Here is an 18370-nt window from a genome sequence, read left to right as displayed (position 1 = left end):
GGGAAGTCATGCGCGCAGCCGTACTGCACGGCGTCGGCGAGATCGTTCTGGAGGAGCGGCCCAGGCCCGAGCCCGGTCCTCGGGAGGTCCTCGTGCAGGTCGCGTCGGTGGGGACGTGCGGCTCCGACGTGCACTACTACGAACACGGGCGGATCGGCGACTTCGTGGTGACCTCCCCGCTGGTGCTCGGCCACGAGCCGTCGGGGACCGTGGTGGCGGCCGGGCCCGGGGCCGGCCGCCATCGCCCGGGGCAGCGGGTCTCGCTGGAGCCTGGAGTGCCCGACTTCACCTGCCCCCAGTGCAGGGCCGGCCGGTACAACCTCTGCCCGCGGATGCGCTTCTTCGGCACCCCGCCGATCGACGGCGCCTTCTGCGAGTACGTCGTGGTGCACGAGGAGTTCGCCTACCCGGTCCCCGACGCCGTGTCCGACGACGCCGCCGCCCTGATCGAGCCGCTGTCGGTGGGCGTGTGGGCCTGCGGGAAGGCGCGGGTCGGGCCCGGCACCCGCGTGCTCGTCACCGGCGCGGGCCCGATCGGGCTGCTGTGCCTGCAGGCCGCGCTGGCCTTCGGCGCGACCGACATCCTGGTCACCGACGTCAACCCGGCCAGGCTGGGGCGGGCCCGCGACCTGGGCGCGAGCGAAACCCTCAACGTGCGCGAGAATCGCTTGGGGGACGCCAGGTTCGACCCCGACGTGCTGCTCGAATGCTCGGGTCATCCGGCCGCGATCGGGGAGGCCGTCCGAGCGGTGGGAAGGGCCGGGCGGGTCGTCCTCATCGGCATGGGCGGGGACGAGATCCCGCTGCCGCTCTCGCACGTGCAGACGCGCGAGATCGAGGTGACGGGCACGTTCCGCTACGCCAACACCTGGCCCCAGGCCATCGCGCTGGCCGCCTCAGGACGCGTGGAGCTGGACGCCCTGGTCACCGGCCACTACGGCCTGGCCGAGGTCGAGAAGGCTCTCACGGCGGGCTCCCGCGATCCCGAACTGGTCAAGGCAGTCGTGCGGCCGCAGGAGTGATGGCATGGCGAGAGCGCGAACCACGACCGCCGGCCTCGAGGAGAGGCGGCGGGCGGTGCTCGCCCGGGTCGCCCAGGTGGGGCAGATAGGCATCGCCGAGCTGGCAGGCGAGTTCGGCGTCAGCCTGATGACCATGCACAGGGACCTGGACACCCTCGTCGGCCGTGCGCTGTTGCGCAAGTCCCGCGGCCAGGTGGCGACCGTCGCGGCCGTCATGGTGGAGGTCTCCTCGGACGTGCGGAGGCAGGCGCGGCTGGCGGAGAAGGAAGCCATAGCCGAGGCCGCGCTGAAGGAACTGCCGCCCAGGGGAGTGCTCCTCATGGACGACTCGACCACGCTGTTCCCGCTGGCGCGACGCCTCGACGAGTGCGGCGGCTACACGGTGATAACGAACTCCATCGGGATCGCGCGCATCGTCGCCGCCACCGAGCGCAGTGACGCGATCCTGCTCGGCGGTGACTATCACAGCGCCTTCGACTCCACGGTGGGGCCGGAGGTGTCCCGTGCCCTGCAGCGCGTCCACGCGGATCTCGCGCTCATGTCGGCGGTGGCGATCACCGGCGGCCGTCTCTACCACCCGGTGCAAGGCTACGCCGCGATCAAGGAGGCGATGCTCGACGCGGCCCAGCGGCGCCTGCTGCTCGTGGACTCCTCCAAGTTCGGCCGCCACGCCCCCTTCAGCCACCGCGACGTGAGCGCCTACGACATCGTGATCACCGATCGGGGTGTCCCGCAGGACGAGGAGCGAACCGTCCGCAGGCTGGGCACTCGCCTGCTTCTCGTCAGCGTCCAGAACGGCCGGCCGACGGCCGCCTTCACCGAACCACTTCCGGCGAACTCGTAAGGAGACATCGATGGCCAGAGTTCTCTACGACGAGGCGACCCGCGTCTACCCCGGATCCGAACGACCCGCGGTGGACGCCCTCGACCTCGACATCACCGACGGCGAGTTCCTGGTCCTCGTTGGTCCGTCCGGCTGCGGGAAGTCCACCTCGCTGCGCATGCTCGCGGGACTGGAGAGGGTGGACGGCGGGCACATCAGCATCGGTGAACGTGACGTCACCCACCTGGCGCCGCGCGACAGGGACATCGCGATGGTGTTCCAGAACTACGCGCTCTACCCGCACATGTCGGTGGCCGACAACATGGGCTTCGCCCTGCGGGTGATGAAGGCGCCCAAGGAGGAGCGCGACCGGCGGGTCCTGGAGGCCGCCCGCCTGCTGGACCTGGAGGAGTTCCTCGACAGGAAACCGAAGGCGCTCTCCGGCGGACAGCGGCAACGCGTGGCCATGGGCAGGGCGATCGTGCGCGAGCCGAAGGTGTTCCTCATGGACGAGCCGCTGTCCAACCTGGACGCCAAACTGAGGGTGCAGACCCGCACCCAGATCGCCGCCCTGCAGCGCCGGCTCGGGGTGACGACGGTCTACGTCACCCACGACCAGGTCGAGGCCATGACGATGGGCGACCGGGTGGCCGTGCTCAAGGACGGGGTTCTCCAGCAGGTCGACACCCCGTTGCGGCTCTACCAGCATCCGGCCAACGTCTTCGTCGCCGGCTTCATCGGCTCACCGTCGATGAACCTGGCCGAGTACCGCGTCGAAGGTGACGAGGCGGTCCTCGGGCAGGTGCGGATCCGGCTGACCCGCGAGGCGCTCAAGGCGCTCAAGGACGAGGGCAGCGACCGCGTCATCGTGGGGTTCCGGCCCGAGGGGGTGGACGTGGTCGGCGAGGGCGGCACCGACGACTCGACCTTCCCGATCGACGTCACGGTCGTCGAGGAACTCGGCTCGGACGCCTTCCTCTACGGCCAGTACGCCGGCGCGACCGACCCTGTGATGCGAGAGCAGACGGTCATCGCGCGAGTCGACCCCAACGCGCCGCCGGCCAAGGGCGAGCAGGTCCGCCTGCGGATCCAGCCGGGCAAGGAACGGCTCTTCTCCGCGGTCACCGGCCAACGGCTGTCCATCTGACCACGGGCATCAGGACAGGGGGCCCAGCACGTGATCGTGTCCTGTGGTGAGGCACTGGTCGACCTGGTCCCGCGGCGGGACGGCGACGGTTACGCCGCCCGGCCGGGGGGCAGCCCTGCCAACGTCGCCGCCGGTCTCGGCCGCCTCGGCGTCGACGTCGCGCTGCTCGCCAGGATCGCGGACGACGGGTTCGGCCGGCTCCTGCGGGCGCATCTGACGGACTCGCACGTCGACCTGAGCATCGCCATCCCCGCCGACGAGCCGACGACGCTGGCCGTCGTCACCCTCGGCCCGCAGGGCGCCGCCGAGTACACCTTCTACGTCGAAGGCAGCGCCGACGGCGCATGGGAGTCCGGCCAGCTGCCGTCGAAGCTGCCCGACGGCGCCGCCTGCCTGCACGTGAGCGGGTCGCTCGCGCTCGCCGTACCCGGCATGGGCGACACCCTCGAGTCGCTGCTGCGGCGGGAGCGAACCCGGCGCACTCTCACCTTCGACCCGAACCTCAGGCCCAGGCTGTCCCGCGATCCCGCCCAGCTGCGCGCGCGGCTGGATCGCTGGATCACTCTGGTGGACCTGGTCAAGGTGAGTTCTGACGACCTCGCCTGGTTCGCCCCCGGCGAGCCGGTCGAGGCCGTCGCGGCCCGCTGGCGAGGGCGCGGCCCCACTCTCGTCGTCGTGACGCGCGGGGCCGCGGGCGTCCACGCGCTCGGGCCTGACGGGCCGGTCGACCTGCCCGCACCCCGGGTGCGGGTCGCCGACACCGTTGGGGCCGGAGACGCGTTCATGTCCGGTCTGCTCGCCGCTCTCGACCAGGGTGGGAGGCTGGCCAGGGACCGGCTCGCCACCATCCCCATCGACACGCTGACCGCGGCGCTCACCCATGCCCAGCGCGTGGCCGCCCTCACCTGCACCCGCGTGGGCGCCGAACCGCCCTGGCAACGGGAACTGGACGCGGAGCACGCGGGAAACCTTCGAGCAAGCCGTCCCCGTGCAACCGGGCAAGGCGGAGTGGGGTTACAGGGACACATGGGAGACGGGTTACCGCCTCTCACCTGAAGCTCACTCACGACAGGAGTCCGGCATGACTGCAGTTCTGGACGGCAAGGCGGCGCTGGTGACCGGCGGAAGCCGCGGCATCGGCGAGGCGATCGCGCTCCGGCTGGCCGCGGACGGGGCGGACGTCGCCGTGACCTACCAGCACCGCGCCGACCAGGCCAACGAGGTGGTCGAGCGGGTCAAGGCGCTGGGCCGCAGGGCCGTGGCTCTGCGGGCCGACGCCGGTGGCCCTGAGGCGGTGGCGCACACCGTGCGGCGGGCGGCCGCCGAGTTCGGCCGGTTGGACGTCCTGGTCAACAACGCCGGGGTGTTCCCCTCCGGGCCGCTGCAGGACGTGAGGCCGGAGGACTTCGACCGGGTGCTGGCCGTCAACGTGCGCGCGCCGTTCATCGCCGCCCAGATCGCGGCGGGACACATGACCGAAGGCGGACGGATCATCAACATCGGCAGCTGCCTGGCCGGCCGTACGCCTTTCCCCGGCATCACCCTGTACGCGTTGAGCAAGACCGCCCTCACCGGGCTGACCAAGGGCCTCGCCCGCGACCTCGGTCCGCGCGGCATCACCGCCAACGTGATCCACCCAGGCCCGATCGACACCGACATGAACCCGGCCGACGGACCCGGCGCCGACGCCCAGAGCGCCTACACCGCCCTCGGGCACTACGGGCAGCCGGCGGACATCGCCGCGACCGTCGCCCACCTGGCCGGTGAGGGAGGCCGGTACATCACGGGCGCCTCCATAGCGGTGGACGGAGGCGTCACCGCCTGACGCCGAGCCGATAAGCGAGTCGTCCTCCACCGCCGGCACCCGCGTCATGCTTCGATGGCAGACGCGGGTCGGCGTCGGCCTCGACCACGGGGGGCCGGCCCCCGGCCAGGACTCCCGTGGTTCGGCTACGCGTTTCCGCGCTCTCCAGATGGGGAGTGAAAGAGTGGGCGATTATGAGCGATATTGAGGTAAATGTCAGGAATCATGTGGTGGTGACCGGCCGCGAGGACGGTCCGACGGTGATGCTCTCTCACGGGTTCGGCTGCGATCAGAACCTCTGGCGCCTGGTGGCGCCGGCGCTGGCCAGGGACTTTCGGGTGGTGTTGTTCGATCATGTGGGATCGGGCAGGTCGGACCTGTCGGCCTGGCAGGCTGAGCGGTACGCCACCCTGGACGGGTACGCCGACGATGTGCTGCGGATCTGCCGGGAGCTGGACCTGTCACAGGTGGTGTTCGTGGGGCATTCGGTCAGCGCGATGATCGGCGTGCTCGCCGCGGCCCGGGAACCGGAGAGGTTCGCCAAGCTCGTGCTGCTGGTCCCCTCGCCCTGCTACATCGATGACGACGGCTACCGGGGCGGGTTCAGCGGAGCCGACATCGAGGAGCTGCTGGCGTCGCTGGACAGCAACTATCTCGGCTGGTCCGCGGCGATGGCCCCGGTCATCATGGGCAATCCTGACCGTCCCGAGCTGACCCAGGAACTGACCAACAGTTTCTGCAGGACCGACCCGCGGATCGCCAGGTCGTTCGCTCGCGTGACGTTCCTGTCCGACCACCGCGCCGATCTAGCCCACGTGAGCGTGCCGACGCTGATTCTCGACTGCGCCCAGGACGTGATCGCACCACCCGAGGTCGGCGCGTTCGTCCAGAGCCAGATCAGGGGAAGCCGACTGATCACGCTGCCCGCGACCGGTCACTGCCCGCAGCTGAGCGCCCCGGAGGCCACCAGCGAGGCGATCGCCGCCTTCGCCGCGGGCCATCGGAGAACATGAACGGGCACGAATCGGGGCGGCGCGACCCCGGCGACGAGTACGGGGCGGCGGCGTTCCCCTCGCTGCTGGAGGACAGCGCCGAGGACCTGTACGACAACGCGCCCTGCGGCTACCTGTCCACCCTTCTGGACGGCCAGATCGCCAAGGTGAACGCCACGCTGCTGACCTGGCTCGGCTACACCAGGGAGGAACTGGTGGGCCGCCGGTCCTTCTCCGACCTGCTCACCGTCGGCGGCAGGCTCTACCACGAGACGCATTTCGCGCCCCTGCTGGCGATACAGGGCGAGATCGGCGGCGTGGCCCTGGAGCTGCGCGCCGCCGACGGCAGCCGGCTACCGGTCCTGGTCACCTCCACGGTCAAGACCAGCGCGGACGGGCAACCCCAGCTCATCCGCACCACGATCTTCGACGCCTCCGACCGCCGCTCCTACGAACAGGAACTGCTGCGCGCACGCCAGGAGGCCGACCGCGAACGCGAACGGCTCCAGCGCCTGGTCACCACCCTGCAGCGCAGCCTGTTGCCGTCCTCGCTGCCTGCCGTACCCGGTCTGGAGGCCGCCGCCCACTACCACATCGCCTCCCGCGACGAGGTCAGCGGCGACTTCTACGACCTGTTCCCGCTCTCCCGCGACCGGTGGGGCTTCTTCCTTGGCGACGTGTGCGGCAAAGGCGCCGAGGCCGCGACGGTGACATCCCTGATCCGCTACACCCTGCGCGCGGCCGCGGTCTACGATCCCGACCCGGTCACCGTGCTGGACACCCTCAACACCGCCCTGCACCGGGAATACAGCGGTGACGATCCCCACTACTGCACCGCCGTCTTCGGCATTCTCACCCCCGACGGCGACGCTTTCTCCATCACGCTGGCCGGCGGCGGCCACCCCCCATGTCTGCTGCTGCGCGCCGACGGCACGGCCGACTACCAGCCCACCCCGCACGGCATGCTCATCGGCATCCTGCCCGACGCCACGTTCAGCGCCAGGACGATCCGCCTGTCACCCGGAGACACCCTGCTGCTGTACACCGACGGGCTGACCGAGGCCCGTACCGGCGTCACCGGCGTCGCCGTCGACCGCTACGGAGAGCAGGCCCTGCACGCCTTCGCCACGCGCCTCGCGCCCACCACCGCGGCGGTCGCCATCACCGCACTGTCCGAGCTCCTGGACAGCTTCGGCACCGGCCTGGACGACGACACCGCCATCCTGGCGCTCAGCGTCCCACGTCCCGAGGAAGAGCCGCCATGACCGGCCTGACCGTCACCGCCCGCGGCATCGACAGCGGCGCCCTGCTCGAACTCGCCGGACACCTGGACCACCGCACCGCTCCCGAGGTCCGCGCGGCGCTGGCGGACATCACTCTGACGGCAGGCCAGCAGCTCATCATCGACCTGTCGGACCTCACGTTCTGCGACTCCAGCGGCATCGCCACCTTTGTCGCGGCTCGTAACCGCGCTCTGGCCGCCGACGCGGCCGTCGCGCTGGCCGCCGTGCCTGCCAGGGTCACCCGGGTCTTCCGCCTGGTCGGCCTCGACCAGGTCATGGCCACCTACCCGACCGCCCAGGCGGCGGCCGAGGACTGGACCCGCACCACTCACTGACGGCACGCGGCCGCCGGCCGGGGAGCCGGTACGGCTAGAGGCCGCGCAGCGCGGGCATGAGGTCCTTCTCCGCCCACTCGAAGAACGGCTGCTGCTGATCGGCGCCGATCTGCACCAGGGCCACGTGCGTGTAGCCCGCGTCGGCGAACTTCCGCACGGCCCGCACGACCGCGTCCACGTCGTTGCCGCAGGGAACGCTCTGCGCCACGTCCTCGGGACGGACCGACCCGGCCGCCGCGGCGAAGTTCACCGGTCCAGGCAGTTCCGCCATGACCTTCCAGCCGCCGACCGCGGCCCAGCGCCACAGCTGGTGCGCCCGCTGCTCGGCGACCTCGGCGTCGCGGTCATAGGCGATGGGGAGCTGACCGTAGACGGGTTTGCCCTCGCCTCCCGCGGCCTGGAACTGCGTGACCACCTCCGGCATCGGGTCGTTGACGACCAGGACGTCGCCGTGCTCGGCGGCGATCCTGGCGGACCTGCCGCCGGAGGCGGCGATGCCGATCGGGACCTGCTCGTCCGGCAGATCGTAGAGCTTGGCCGAGTCGACGTTGTAGTACTCGCCCTGGTAGGTGATGTAATCGCCGCTGAACAGCTGCCTGATGATCTGGACGGCCTCGGCGAACATGCGATGCCTGGTGTCCACCGCCGGCCAGCCCTTGCCGATCACGTGCTCGTTCAGATTCTCGCCCGCGCCCAGCCCGAGCGTGAACCTACCCTCGCTCAGCACGCCCATCGTGGCGGCCTTCTGCGCGACCACGGCCGGGTGGTAGCGCATGATGGGGCAGGTCACGTACGTCATGAGGGGTAGCCGCGTGGTCGCCTGAGCGACGGCTCCGAGCACCGACCAGGCGTAGGGCGAGTGCCCCATCTCCTCCACCCACGGGAAGTAGTGGTCGGAGATGACCGCGTAGTCGAAACCGATGCGCTCCGCCGCGGCCGCGTAGTCCACGAGCTGCCGCGCCGGAGTCTGTTCGGACATCAGGGTGTAGCCGATTTGCACCATGGGGTCGTGATAACCCCATGCGGCCAAGGGTAGGTGCCGGCGACAGAAGATCAATGATGAAGGTCCGCCGTCCGGCTTCGCGGCCTGCGAAGGCCTCCGAGCGGCGCGTTCACTCCGCGCGGGAGGCGTTCTCGGTCCCTGGCCGGCACAGCGGGAGGCGCAGGACGAGACGAGCGCCCTGGGGATGGTCGGCGACGTACAGGCGACCGCCGTACGCCTCGGCGATGGCGCGCGCGATGGGCAGCCCGAGTCCCGAGCCGCCGGGGTCACGGCGGCGGGCCTCGTCCAGACGGCGCAGTCGCTCGAAGACTCCTTCCCTGTCGGCAGGGGGAATGCCCGCCCCATCGTCGATGACTTCGAGGACCGCGTCAGGCGGGTCGGTGGTGACGATGATCTCGATGGTGGTGGAGGTGTGCCGTTCGGCGTTGGCCAGCAGGTTGCTCAGCAGCCGGGCCAGCCGAATCCGTGAGGCCCGCACCACCACCCCCTGATCGAGTCGGGTGCGGATGCCGGCGGCCGGGATGCGGCGTTGGAGCTCTTCCGCGACGAGATACCCCAGGTCAACCTCATCGGGGGCGTCGGGCGTGATGCTGTCCATCCTGGCGAGCTCGAGCACGTCGGCCACGATCTCGTTGAGCCGCTCCGCGTCGCGCAGCAGGTTGCGCAGGATCTGCTGCAGGTCGATGACAGGTTCCGAAAGGGCGACCTCCAGCTCGGTCAGCAGCCCGGTGATCGGGTTGCGGAGATCGTGGGACACGTCGAAGACCATTTGCCGCTGCCGCTTGATGGCCTCGTGCAGCGCTGTGGTTATCTCGCGGTGTTGGCTGTGCGCCTGCTTGAGCTGTACGCCGAGGTTGTGCAGCTCGCGGGCTCGGGCGTAGAGGTCGACGTCCACCTCCTGCCGTTGTGCCAGCTTGCCGTGGGCCGCGCGTTGGCTGCGCTTCAGCACCTGGACGACGTCGGTGACGTCCTCGATACTGAGCATGAGCCATTTCACGTCGCCGTCCGGGCCGAGGATGGGCGTGTTGACCGTGGTCCAGTACCGCTCCTCGAACACCCCTGGCCTACCGGCCACCTCGCGGTCGTATCTCTGCAGTGGCATGCAGTCCGGCTTGCCGGTGGCCATCGCGTATTCGAGCGAAGCGCGCAAGACCTCCACTCCCTGCGACTCCGGATCATTGGCCGTGTGCGGATTGGCAGGGAAGGCGGTGAAGAGATTCTGGCCGAGCAGGTCCGGCAGGGTACGTGGGACGACCTTCAGATAGGAGTCGTTCGCCGCCACCATGACGAAATCAGGCGTCAGTATCAACGACGGGGTCGGGCTGGCCTTGAATACCGCCTCGTAGTCGATATGCACGCCCATCTCCCTTACGCCGCTTTACCTCCTATATGTCCAGATTAGGTGGCTATGGGCTATGTCACAAAAGGCGCTGACGCGCCGGACTCTCACGAGGGTGGCGGGAGGTGCTGGACGGCGTCGTCGGGCGTGTCACTGAAGGTGAAGGGCGTAGGGCTGAGGGCGGCCAGCCGCTTCTTGAATTCCTCGGACAAACCGACCAGGAACATCGCTCCCGCCGACGTCTCGTCGATGCGCTGCTGCGCCGTGACGAGAGCGGCGATGCCGATGGCGTCCCAGAAGGTCACGGCGGTCAGGTCCAGGATGAGCCTGGGCGCCGGATTCTCGGACAGGAGAGCCCGGACAGCGGCGCCGACCTCGTGAGCCGCTCGCTGGTCGAGGTCGCCGGCCAGCGAGAGGACGACGTGGGTGTTCCTCGAGTGACGGACGAGCCTGAAGGAGTCGGAGTGATCATTGGCCGGCAGGGCGAAGGTGACCGTGGCGGTGGTCCCGCCGGGGCCGGAGCTCACGGCGAACCGGTCGGACAGATAACGTGCGATCCACAGGCCGTGTCCGTGCTCGTAAGGCCACTTCTCCGCGGGCTGCACGTCCGTCCGGGGGGTTCCGTCGTCGCTGACCTGGCAATGCAGTGCCCTGGCGTGTCCCCAGACCCTGACCCGTCCGGCCCCCGCGCCGTGCAGGACGGCGTTGGTCGCCAGTTCGTGGACGGTGATCACGAGATCGCCCGCTCGGCCTTCGGGCAGCCCGGCCTCCGTGGCGTGCGCCTCCAATGTCGCCCGTAGCGCGTAGAGCGAGTCGCCGTCGAACGCCTGGTCCACGAGCAGCGGCGTGCCGGCAGGGATGTCGCCCCGCCGGTCTGTCGCGGCCGGTGGGTTGTTCAGCGCTTTGTCACCGGTCATGAACGGTCACCAGACTGACACCGGGAATGCCGGTAGCGCCGAGCAGCACGAATCTCGCCGCGACCGTGCTGTTGCAGTACAGGACGACCTTGCGGGCGGGGGCGACGCTCCTGGCCGCGTCAATGATCATCCGGGCGCACAGCAGGTCGATGAACGACAGCTCGACCATGTTGACGGTGATGTCGCCGTCGACCCGGATGGCTTCGGCCAGCGCCAGCGCCAGCGAGTCCTCGGCGGTCCGGTCGATCTGGCCGGCCAGCCGGATGCCAGGTGGCGCGTACTGACGGCAGATCCGCAGCAGAGGGTCGTAGTGATAGGTGGCCGCGGCGACAGAGCGCGTGTGGTAGGCGGACACCGAGGCGAGGGTGACCGGGTCGAAACGGTCGCGGTCGTACTGACAGAGGACCGATGCTCTGGTACCCGACAGCGCGGCGGCGATCTCCTCCTCGAACATCGGGAGCTGCTCGATCCCGCTGATCGGCCGTAGCGCCCAGCTCATGTCGAGGGCGACCCGCAGACCTGAGTAGCCCTCACTCTCGGTGAGCGCCATCTGGGCCCGCAGCCAGCCCATCGCGTGCTCGACGGCGAAATTCTGACCGGCCAGCAATCCATCCTGGCAGGCCGCGATCTCCACCCGTCCCGTGGCGGCGGTGGAATCCACGGCAATCCCCCGGCGACTCAGCTCGATCAGCGCTCCCTGCGGCTCCTCGCTCAACCATACGACCCGAAGCCCAGCGGCCAGTCCGTCCCGAATGTACGCGGCGGTGAGGTCGAGCAGTTCTTCGGACTCGCCGAAAGTGAGGCAGGCGTGATCGTTGAGTCTCAAGTCCGTGATCTGGGTATCCGCATCCAACGTCACCACGCCACCGTCCCCACCGCGGCCTGGGCCGCAAGCCGCACCTTCGAACACCCAAGGATAGTGATCAGCTGGCGCCGCGAGAGTACCGATGTCGCATCGTCCCACGCGCTCTCACCTCGGCCTCCGGACTGCCCGACACGCCTGACCCGCATCACAGAGCAGACCTGCCCCATACCCTCCGATCCGCCGGGCTCACCCGTGACGGCCGCTCATGCGGGAAAAGGCTTGGCTGTTGTGCACCGACGGAGCCCACGTCGCGGCCTCGAGAGCCGTGCGGATCGCCTCGGCCTGCATGGCCATCACCTCCGGACTCCAGCCCATCACGCGACCCGCGCCTCGTTCAGGGCCGAAGGTCCCGCGTCATCAGGGTCTTAAGCGGTCGATGCAGCACGAAGAGCCAGAAGGGTCACCTGGCCGGCATGTTCCTGATCGCCGTGACGGTCTGGCGGGCGATCTCCCATTCCTCGTCGGTGGGGATGACGAGGACGGCGACCTCGCCGTCCGGGGCGGAGACCGCCCGCTCGCCGGTGGATGGCTCGTCGTTGCGCGCGGGATCGAGGGTGATGCCCAGGCGGTCGAGCCCGGCCATGGACATCGCGCGCACGCCGGAGTCGTGCTCGCCCACTCCCCCGGTGAAGACGATCGCGTCCACCCTGCCGAGCACCGCGTAGTAGGCGCCGACGTACTTGCGGATCCTGTGGCAGTAGACCTCGCGGGCCAGGCGGGCGTCCTGGTCGCCGTCGTCGGCCCGCTGCCGTACGGCACGCATGTCGGAGACGCCGGCCAGCGCGAGCAGGCCGCTGTCCCTGGTGAGCGCCTCGTCGGCGTCGATCCCCCGGGTCCTGGCGAGGTATCCGGCCAGGCCGGGGTCCACGTCGCCGGAGCGGGTGCCCATCACCAGGCCCTCCATGGGCGTCAGCCCCATCGAGGTGTCGGCGCTGCGGCCCGCGCGGATGGCGGTGGCGCTGGCGCCGTTGCCCAGGTGCAGGACGATGAGGTTGGTCTGCGAGAGCCCTCTGCCGAGCATGGCCGACGCCCGCTCGGCCACGTAGGCGCACGAGGTGCCGTGGAAGCCGAAGCGGCGCACCTGCCATTCCCGCGGGACGGCGTAGGTGGAGGCGTGCGGAGGAAGCGTGTGGTGGAAGGCGGTGTCGAACACCGCGACCTGGGGCACGCCGGGGAAGGCGCGCTGGGCCACCCTGATGCCGGCGACGTTCACCGGGTTGTGCAGCGGGGCCAGCGGTGCCAGCCGTTCGACGGCGGCGATCACCTCCTCGTCCACGACCACCGCTTCCCGGAAGCGCTCCCCGCCGTGGACCACGCGATGGCCCACGGCCTCAGGAGAGATGTCGCCGAGCACCTGCAGGATCGCCTTCAGCGCGGCCTCGTGGTCGGCGAAGCGGTCCTTGACGGAGCCGTTGTCGTGGGTGAGCAGCCCTTCCTCCTCGCCGATGCGCTCGACCAGGCCCTTGGCCTGGCGCTCGCCCGTCTCGACGTCGATCAGCTCGTACTTGACGGTGGAGGAGCCCGTGTTCAGCACCAGGACGCTCACGGCCAGGTCCAGTCGCGGATCTCGGGAGCGTCCTCGCCGTACTCGCGGGTGTGGGCGCGGGCCCGAAGGCGGCTGTCGGACATCCGCTGGCGCAGGTGGGCCGCCGTGGTGCCCAGTCCGGGCACGCGGTCGATGACGTCCATCACGAGGTGGTAGCGGTCGATGTCGTTGAGCATGGCCATGTCGAAGGGGGTGGTCGTGGTGCCCTCCTCCTTGTAGCCGCGCACGTGGAGGTTGTGATGGCCGTGCCGGCGGTAGGTGAGCCGGTGGATCAGCCAGGGATAGCCGTGGAAGTTGAAGATGACCGGCCTGTCGGCTGTGAACAGGGCGTCGAACTCGGCGTCCGACATCCCGTGCGGGTGCTCCGACGGCTGCTGGAGCCGCATGAGGTCCACCACGTTGACCACGCGGACCTTCAGTTCGGGCAGGTGCTCGCGCAGGATCGCGGTCGCGGCCAGCGTCTCCAGGGTCGGCACGTCGCCCGCGCATGCCATCACGACGTCGGGCGCCTGGCCTTCGTCGGTCGAGGCCCAGGGCAGGACGCCCAGCCCGCGGGTGCAGTGCGCGACCGCCTCTTCCATGGTGAACAGGTCGAGCACCGGCTGCTTGCCCGCGACGATCACGTTGATGTAGTCGCGCGAGCGCAGGCAGTGGTCGGCGACGGAGAGGAGGGTGTTGGCGTCCGGCGGCAGGTAGACGCGCACCACCTCGGCCTTCTTGTTGACCACCACGTCGAGGAATCCGGGGTCCTGGTGGCTGAAACCGTTGTGGTCCTGCCGCCACACGTGCGAGGACAGCAGGTAGTTCAGCGAGGCCACCGGGCGGCGCCAGGTGATCTTCTTCGACGACTCCAGCCACTTGGCGTGCTGGTTGAACATGGCGTCGACGATGTGGATGAACGCCTCGTAGCAGTTGAAGAGCCCGTGCCTGCCGGTGAGGAGATAGCCTTCGAGCCAGCCCTGGCACAGATGCTCCGACAGCACCTCCATGACCCGTCCGCCTGGAGCCAGGTGCTCGTCGGTCGGCAGCAGAGAGGCGTTCCACGCCCTGTCTGTGACCTCGAAGACGGCCGAGAGCCGGTTGGAGGCGGTCTCGTCCGGGCCCATCAGCCGGAAGCTCCGCGGGTTGGCGGCGATCACGTCGCGCAACAGGCCGCCCAGGACCCGCGTCGGCTCGCTCGACTGCGTCGCGGGCGCCTTCATCTCTATCGCGTAGGCGCGGAAGTCAGGCATCGCCAGCGGGCGCAGGATCTCTCCCCCGTTGGCGTGCGGGCTGGAGCTCATCCTGAGCGAGCTGTCCGGCACGTTCCGGAGTACGTCGGGCACCGGGCGGCCTTCGGCGTCGAACAGCTCCTCCGGCCGGTAGGAGCGCATCCACTCCTCCAGCATCGCCAGGTGTTCCGGGTTGTCGCGCACCCCCGACAACGGCACCTGGTGCGCGCGCCAGGTGCCCTCCACGGGCAGTCCGTCCACGGTGCTCGGACCGGTCCAGCCCTTCGGGGTCCGCATAATGATCATCGGGAGCCTGGCCTGGTCGCCGTCCTTGTAGGCGGCGATCTGGTCGAATACCTCGTCCAGCACCCGCGCCATCTCCTGGTGGTCGGGGCCGACGAGATGGGGGCGGTAGCCGTACCCCTCCATCAGCTTGACCAGCTCCTCTTCGGGGATCCTGGCCAGGACGGTCGGGTTGGCGATCTTGTAGCCGTTCAGGTGGAGGATGGGCAGGACGACGCCGTCGCGCTGGGGGTCGAGGAACTTGTTGGAATGCCAGCTCGCCGCCAGCGGCCCCGTCTCGGCCTCTCCGTCGCCGACGACGCACGCGACGACCAGGCGAGGGTTGTCGAAGGCCGCCCCGAACGCGTGGGCCAGCGCGTATCCGAGCTCGCCGCCCTCGTGGACGGAGCCCGGCGTCTCGGGCGCCACGTGACTGGGGACGCCACCGGGGAAGGAGAACTGGCGGAACAGCCTGCGCATCCCCGCGGCGTCCTGCGAGACCTGCGGGTAGCGTTCGGAGTACGAACCCTCCAGCCAGGCGTGCGCGACCGCCGCGGGGCCGCCGTGACCGGGGCCCGCGATGTAGATCATGTCCTGCTCGCGCTCGGCGATGATCCGGTTGAGGTGCGCGAAGCAGAAGTTCAGCCCGGGTGTGGTGCCCCAGTGACCGAGCAGGCGGGGTTTGATGTGCTCGGGCCTGAGCGGTTCCGTCAGCAACGGATTGTCGAGCAGGTAGATCTGGCCCACGGACAGGTAGTTGGCCGCGCGCCAGTAGGCGTCGATTCGCTGCATTGCCGTCATATGCCCGACGTTCCACGATCTATCACAGCACTACTAGGGTCCTTGGTCCCTCGTCGGCAAGGCCTATGCCGGACCCCGTCGCCGGACCCCTTCCTTCACCTGCCGCCGCCGCGCGCGGCGGCGTCGAGGAGGTGCGCCCCCGCATCGTGCAGGGTGATGCCGAAACCGTCCGGTACGCCCCCTGGGGGCATCCACTCGTTCGTCGCGACGGTCGCCTTGAAACGGGTGTCGCGGGTCGGTCCGTCGCCGACCAGGTGGCCGCACAGGTGGCCTTCGCGGTCGTACACGGCCCAGCGGCCCGCGCCCACCTGTGGCATCGCGGCCGGGTTGTCCTTGAGCCACTGCGCGTTCGCCGCATGCTCGGCGCGCTCGTCGACCTCATCGCGCTGGGCGGAATCCGTGGCATCATGATCATTGTTTGTGCGAGCACTGCTCATGTCGCGTCTCGCTCTCAGGTAGTGGCCGAGGTCCCCGCAAGAAGGAGCACCTCACGCCTAAGCGCATCGTATCGGAAGCGCATCGCGCGCCCGGCTACCGCCAGCCTGGGCCAAACCCACACAAAATGGCTTATTCACGCGATGTTGCCACGTACCCCACCCGGTTGACTGAAGCCCTACAGCAAACGAAGGGGAATGACCATGGCTTTCATCACCACCGCCGACGGTACCGAGATCTTCTACAAGGACTGGGGCAGCGGCCGGCCGGTCGTGTTCAGTCACGGCTGGCCGCTCAACGCCGACGCCTGGGACGACCAGCTTCGCGCCGTGGCCGACAACGGCTTCCGCGCGATCGCCCACGACCGGCGCGGGCACGGCCGCTCCACCCAGACGTGGACCGGCAACGACATGGACACCTACGCCGACGACCTGGCCCAGCTCATCGAGACCCTCGACCTGCGCGAGGTCGTCCTGGTCGGCCACTCCACGGGCGGCGGCGAGGTGACCCGCTACATCGGCCGCCACGGCACCTCCCGCGTCGCCAAGGCCGTGCTGCTCGGCGCGGTCCCTCCGTTGATGCTCAAGACCGAACATCACGCGCGGCAGATCGAGCGCGGCCCGCGCGATCTGCAGCCGCCACGCGTCTTCCTCCTTCCCTGCCACGACGAGCGAAGCGTCCAGCGCCTCGAGCAGCGTGTCCCTGGCCGCCCGGGCATCGATCTCGGCCAGGATCCGCGCCGCGTCGAGCAGCAGCCCGACCCCGCCTTCCCTGCCGAGCATGACGCTGAGCAGCCCGCGCAGCCGCATGGCCTGCGCGTCGAGCGCCGGTACGCCCAGGTCCTGAGTGACCCCCGGCTGACCCGCATCACCGAGGAGGAGTCCAGGCAGCTGTGCGAGACCTTCTCCGTCCCCGCTCCCGGCGCTCCCCTGTTCCAGGCCGTGGGGAGTCCTCGGGCCTGCCGCCCGAGTTGTCGTTTCCGCATCAGCCGTCCGGGAAGCGGATGTGGTCGGGGCTGCCACCGGGCGGCCGCATCTCCAGGTGGCGCGCACGAGAGGGGGGTTCGCCAGGTTGCGCGCCGTACGCGGCTAGGCTCGGATATGTCGAAACGTAGGCGCGAAGGGATCCGATCATCGTCAGCGACTCCTTTCCCCCTTCGCAGGATCCGCCACGACCCGTACGCCGCCGCGTCACCGAGGCGGCGATCCTCAACACCCGCGACCAGAGCCGGGCAGACCTCGTCCAGTGGACCTGCCCGCACGGCCAGCACGCCGGGCACGGCTGCGTCACCTGCTACCACGCCTCAGCCGAAGCCGATCCGGCACTGCCGTTGTGGGAGGTCGCGGCGTGGTTCACCACGGCGAAGCCGATCCCGATCAGGGCCCTGCAGGACGTCCACCGCCACGACCGCAGCCTCGCGCTCACCCAGCCGTCGACTCCCCTCGTCTACCTCCTGAGCGGACAGGTGAGAGCCGCTCTGGGCGCGGAGGCGGTGGCGGGCGTGGTCGGGTTCCTGCTGCAGAACAGGCACATCGTCGACGAGTTCACCGTTACGGAGATCCGCGCCGCCCACTCATGACCGGTGTCGGTCAAGGGGCTGTTCGCTGCCGCCGGCCACCGTGACGAGGCATGCCCACCCACCGAGTCCGTAGCCAAGCGTCGGTGAAGGTTGCCGACGTACTGGGAGGCTGCCACCCACTTTCCAGCGGATGAGGAGCACCGCGAGCCTGCCAAGTCGGTCCTACGACTGACCGATCCATGGGTGATCGTCTCCGACACAGACGAGCGCGTGCTCATCGGTTCCGGTGAGACGATGACCCGGAAGAGACCACGCGGTGAGCCATCGGCGCGGATCATGGTCCTGAGATCGAGCAGCCGCCTGCCGTACACCCGGATGGCGGAGACGAGAGCAACGCGGCGTCAGACCGGCGATCGCAGCCGGTGATGAGGCTTGCTGACATTGGACGTTTCCGCGGACCCGCCGATCACGTTGACTGGTAGGTGATCAGTCGACGCACTCCGCGTCACTGTCGCTGTGAGGGGGTCGCCATGACCCTGAACATCCATGGCATGCATGTGACCGCGCGCGGCGGTCTGAACGGTCAGGCGCCACGCTGCGACCACGATCTGGTTCCCGTCGCCGAGCGGGGCGCGCCCGAGTGCCAAAAGTGCCTGGCGTCCGGCTTGACCTGGTCACGCCTCCTGGTGTGCCTGACGTGCGGGTGGGTGGCCTGCTCCGACGACTCGCCGGGCGGTCACGCCAGGGAGCACTACCGCGAGACCGACCATCCGGTCGCTGCCGCGCTGGAGCCGGGAACGACCTGGCGATGGTGTTACGTGCACGGTCAAGCCGTGTGACAGAGACGGAAGAGACCATGACCATTTCTGAACGAGCGGAGAGACGCCGGGAGGACTACGACGGCGTTTCCCCCTTCCCCTCGGCCGCCCAACACGCTCCGGCCGGCAGAGCACAGATAGCGCTGATGGCGACGATCGTCGTTCTGCCGTTCGTCGCGTTGGGAATCGCGATCTTCCTGGCGTGGGGGCAGGGAATCGCGCTGACCG

Annotated in this window: 17 protein-coding genes and 1 pseudogene; 11 read left to right on the top strand and 7 right to left on the bottom strand. The window is 69.5% G+C overall.

All coding sequences use genetic code 11. The features are described from left to right. The first annotated feature begins 8 nt into the window (after nucleotides 1-8). The 8 genes from AB0B45_RS35735 (at nucleotide 9) to AB0B45_RS35700 (ending at nucleotide 7406) form a co-directional block, all read left to right on the top strand. Nucleotides 9-1022: an NAD(P)-dependent alcohol dehydrogenase gene (locus AB0B45_RS35735; RefSeq protein ID WP_358139837.1), complete on the top strand. Its 1014-nt coding sequence runs from the start codon at nucleotides 9-11 to the stop codon at nucleotides 1020-1022. 4 nt (nucleotides 1023-1026) lie between these two features. Continuing rightward, nucleotides 1027-1866: a DeoR/GlpR family DNA-binding transcription regulator gene (locus tag AB0B45_RS35730; protein ID WP_358139834.1), complete on the top strand. Its 840-nt coding sequence runs from the start codon at nucleotides 1027-1029 to the stop codon at nucleotides 1864-1866. A gap of 10 nt (nucleotides 1867-1876) precedes the next feature. Continuing rightward, a complete protein-coding gene (gene ugpC / locus AB0B45_RS35725) occupies nucleotides 1877-2992 on the top strand; it encodes a sn-glycerol-3-phosphate ABC transporter ATP-binding protein UgpC (protein WP_358139831.1) in 1116 nt (371 codons plus the stop codon). A 30-nt stretch (nucleotides 2993-3022) separates the two neighbouring features. Continuing rightward, nucleotides 3023-4048 (top strand): carbohydrate kinase, encoded by a 1026-nt coding sequence (locus AB0B45_RS35720; protein ID WP_358139828.1) that lies wholly within the window; start codon nucleotides 3023-3025, stop codon nucleotides 4046-4048. A gap of 25 nt (nucleotides 4049-4073) precedes the next feature. Beyond that, nucleotides 4074-4817 (top strand): 3-oxoacyl-ACP reductase family protein, encoded by a 744-nt coding sequence (locus AB0B45_RS35715; protein WP_358139825.1) that lies wholly within the window; start codon nucleotides 4074-4076, stop codon nucleotides 4815-4817. 212 nt (nucleotides 4818-5029) lie between these two features. Beyond that, a complete protein-coding gene (locus AB0B45_RS35710; protein ID WP_358139822.1) occupies nucleotides 5030-5809 on the top strand; it encodes an alpha/beta hydrolase in 780 nt (259 codons plus the stop codon). Then, complete coding sequence (locus tag AB0B45_RS35705) at nucleotides 5806-7053, top strand: SpoIIE family protein phosphatase (protein WP_358139819.1); 1248 nt, start codon at nucleotides 5806-5808, stop codon at nucleotides 7051-7053. Before AB0B45_RS35710 ends, AB0B45_RS35705 begins: the two co-directional genes overlap by 4 nt. Beyond that, on the top strand, nucleotides 7050-7406 hold the full coding sequence (locus tag AB0B45_RS35700; protein WP_358139817.1) for an STAS domain-containing protein: 357 nt from the start codon (nucleotides 7050-7052) through the stop codon (nucleotides 7404-7406). Before AB0B45_RS35705 ends, AB0B45_RS35700 begins: the two co-directional genes overlap by 4 nt. A gap of 34 nt (nucleotides 7407-7440) precedes the next feature. Here the strand turns inward: AB0B45_RS35700 and AB0B45_RS35695 are convergent, their stop codons facing one another. The 7 genes from AB0B45_RS35695 to AB0B45_RS35665 all read right to left on the bottom strand — a co-directional run bounded on the left by AB0B45_RS35695 (nucleotide 7441) and on the right by AB0B45_RS35665 (nucleotide 15807). Continuing rightward, complete coding sequence (locus tag AB0B45_RS35695) at nucleotides 7441-8409, bottom strand: TIGR03557 family F420-dependent LLM class oxidoreductase (protein ID WP_358139814.1); 969 nt, start codon at nucleotides 8407-8409, stop codon at nucleotides 7441-7443. A gap of 109 nt (nucleotides 8410-8518) precedes the next feature. Beyond that, the gene (locus tag AB0B45_RS35690) at nucleotides 8519-9766 is read right to left on the bottom strand and encodes an ATP-binding protein (protein WP_358139811.1); all 1248 of its coding nucleotides are present in this window, start codon (nucleotides 9764-9766) and stop codon (nucleotides 8519-8521) included. Between the two features lie 89 nt (nucleotides 9767-9855). Then, on the bottom strand, nucleotides 9856-10665 hold the full coding sequence (locus tag AB0B45_RS35685) for an ATP-binding protein (protein WP_358139808.1): 810 nt from the start codon (nucleotides 10663-10665) through the stop codon (nucleotides 9856-9858). Continuing rightward, entirely contained in the window at nucleotides 10655-11629 is a 975-nt protein-coding gene (locus AB0B45_RS35680) for an MEDS domain-containing protein (RefSeq protein ID WP_358139805.1), read from the bottom strand. Before AB0B45_RS35680 ends, AB0B45_RS35685 begins: the two co-directional genes overlap by 11 nt. Before the next feature lie 301 nt (nucleotides 11630-11930). Further along, nucleotides 11931-13076 (bottom strand): acetate kinase, encoded by a 1146-nt coding sequence (locus tag AB0B45_RS35675; protein ID WP_358139802.1) that lies wholly within the window; start codon nucleotides 13074-13076, stop codon nucleotides 11931-11933. Then, nucleotides 13073-15370 carry a phosphoketolase family protein gene (locus AB0B45_RS35670; RefSeq protein WP_358139799.1) on the bottom strand — a complete coding sequence of 766 codons (2298 nt, stop codon included), beginning with the start codon at nucleotides 15368-15370 and terminating at the stop codon, nucleotides 13073-13075. The genes AB0B45_RS35675 and AB0B45_RS35670 overlap by 4 nt, the downstream gene beginning before the upstream one ends. Nucleotides 15371-15465: 95 nt before the next feature. Beyond that, nucleotides 15466-15807 (bottom strand): hypothetical protein, encoded by a 342-nt coding sequence (locus AB0B45_RS35665; protein WP_358139796.1) that lies wholly within the window; start codon nucleotides 15805-15807, stop codon nucleotides 15466-15468. A 201-nt stretch (nucleotides 15808-16008) separates the two neighbouring features. Here AB0B45_RS35665 and AB0B45_RS35660 point away from each other — a divergent pair, with 201 nt between their 5' ends. From AB0B45_RS35660 to AB0B45_RS35650, 3 genes and pseudogenes are all read left to right on the top strand, one after another. Then, on the top strand, nucleotides 16009-17262 hold the full coding sequence (locus tag AB0B45_RS35660) for an alpha/beta hydrolase (protein ID WP_358139793.1): 1254 nt from the start codon (nucleotides 16009-16011) through the stop codon (nucleotides 17260-17262). Between the two features lie 592 nt (nucleotides 17263-17854). Beyond that, on the top strand, nucleotides 17855-18163 hold the full coding sequence (locus AB0B45_RS35655) for a UBP-type zinc finger domain-containing protein (protein ID WP_358139790.1): 309 nt from the start codon (nucleotides 17855-17857) through the stop codon (nucleotides 18161-18163). A 17-nt stretch (nucleotides 18164-18180) separates the two neighbouring features. After that, nucleotides 18181-18370 (top strand): annotated as a pseudogene (locus tag AB0B45_RS35650) (acyl-CoA desaturase); the annotation flags it as partial.

Origin of the sequence: Nonomuraea sp. NPDC049152 (genome assembly GCF_040648355.1) — a bacterium.
In the GTDB taxonomy this organism is placed as follows: Bacteria; Actinomycetota; Actinomycetes; order Streptosporangiales; family Streptosporangiaceae; genus Nonomuraea.
Note: the sequence above shows the minus strand (reverse complement) of the source record. Positions and strands in the feature narration are given on the sequence as shown.

Coding starts and splice junctions, on each gene's coding strand:
- AB0B45_RS35735 (WP_358139837.1), top strand. CDS start 9: ATGCGCGCAGCCGTACTGCACGGCGTCGGCGAGATCGTTCTGGAGGAG.
- AB0B45_RS35730 (WP_358139834.1), top strand. CDS start 1,027: ATGGCGAGAGCGCGAACCACGACCGCCGGCCTCGAGGAGAGGCGGCGG.
- ugpC (WP_358139831.1), top strand. CDS start 1,877: ATGGCCAGAGTTCTCTACGACGAGGCGACCCGCGTCTACCCCGGATCC.
- AB0B45_RS35715 (WP_358139825.1), top strand. CDS start 4,074: ATGACTGCAGTTCTGGACGGCAAGGCGGCGCTGGTGACCGGCGGAAGC.
- AB0B45_RS35705 (WP_358139819.1), top strand. CDS start 5,806: ATGAACGGGCACGAATCGGGGCGGCGCGACCCCGGCGACGAGTACGGG.
- AB0B45_RS35700 (WP_358139817.1), top strand. CDS start 7,050: ATGACCGGCCTGACCGTCACCGCCCGCGGCATCGACAGCGGCGCCCTG.
- AB0B45_RS35695 (WP_358139814.1), bottom strand. CDS start 8,409: ATGGTGCAAATCGGCTACACCCTGATGTCCGAACAGACTCCGGCGCGG.
- AB0B45_RS35685 (WP_358139808.1), bottom strand. CDS start 10,665: ATGACCGGTGACAAAGCGCTGAACAACCCACCGGCCGCGACAGACCGG.
- AB0B45_RS35670 (WP_358139799.1), bottom strand. CDS start 15,370: ATGACGGCAATGCAGCGAATCGACGCCTACTGGCGCGCGGCCAACTAC.
- AB0B45_RS35665 (WP_358139796.1), bottom strand. CDS start 15,807: ATGAGCAGTGCTCGCACAAACAATGATCATGATGCCACGGATTCCGCC.
- AB0B45_RS35660 (WP_358139793.1), top strand. CDS start 16,009: ATGGCTTTCATCACCACCGCCGACGGTACCGAGATCTTCTACAAGGAC.
- AB0B45_RS35655 (WP_358139790.1), top strand. CDS start 17,855: ATGACCCTGAACATCCATGGCATGCATGTGACCGCGCGCGGCGGTCTG.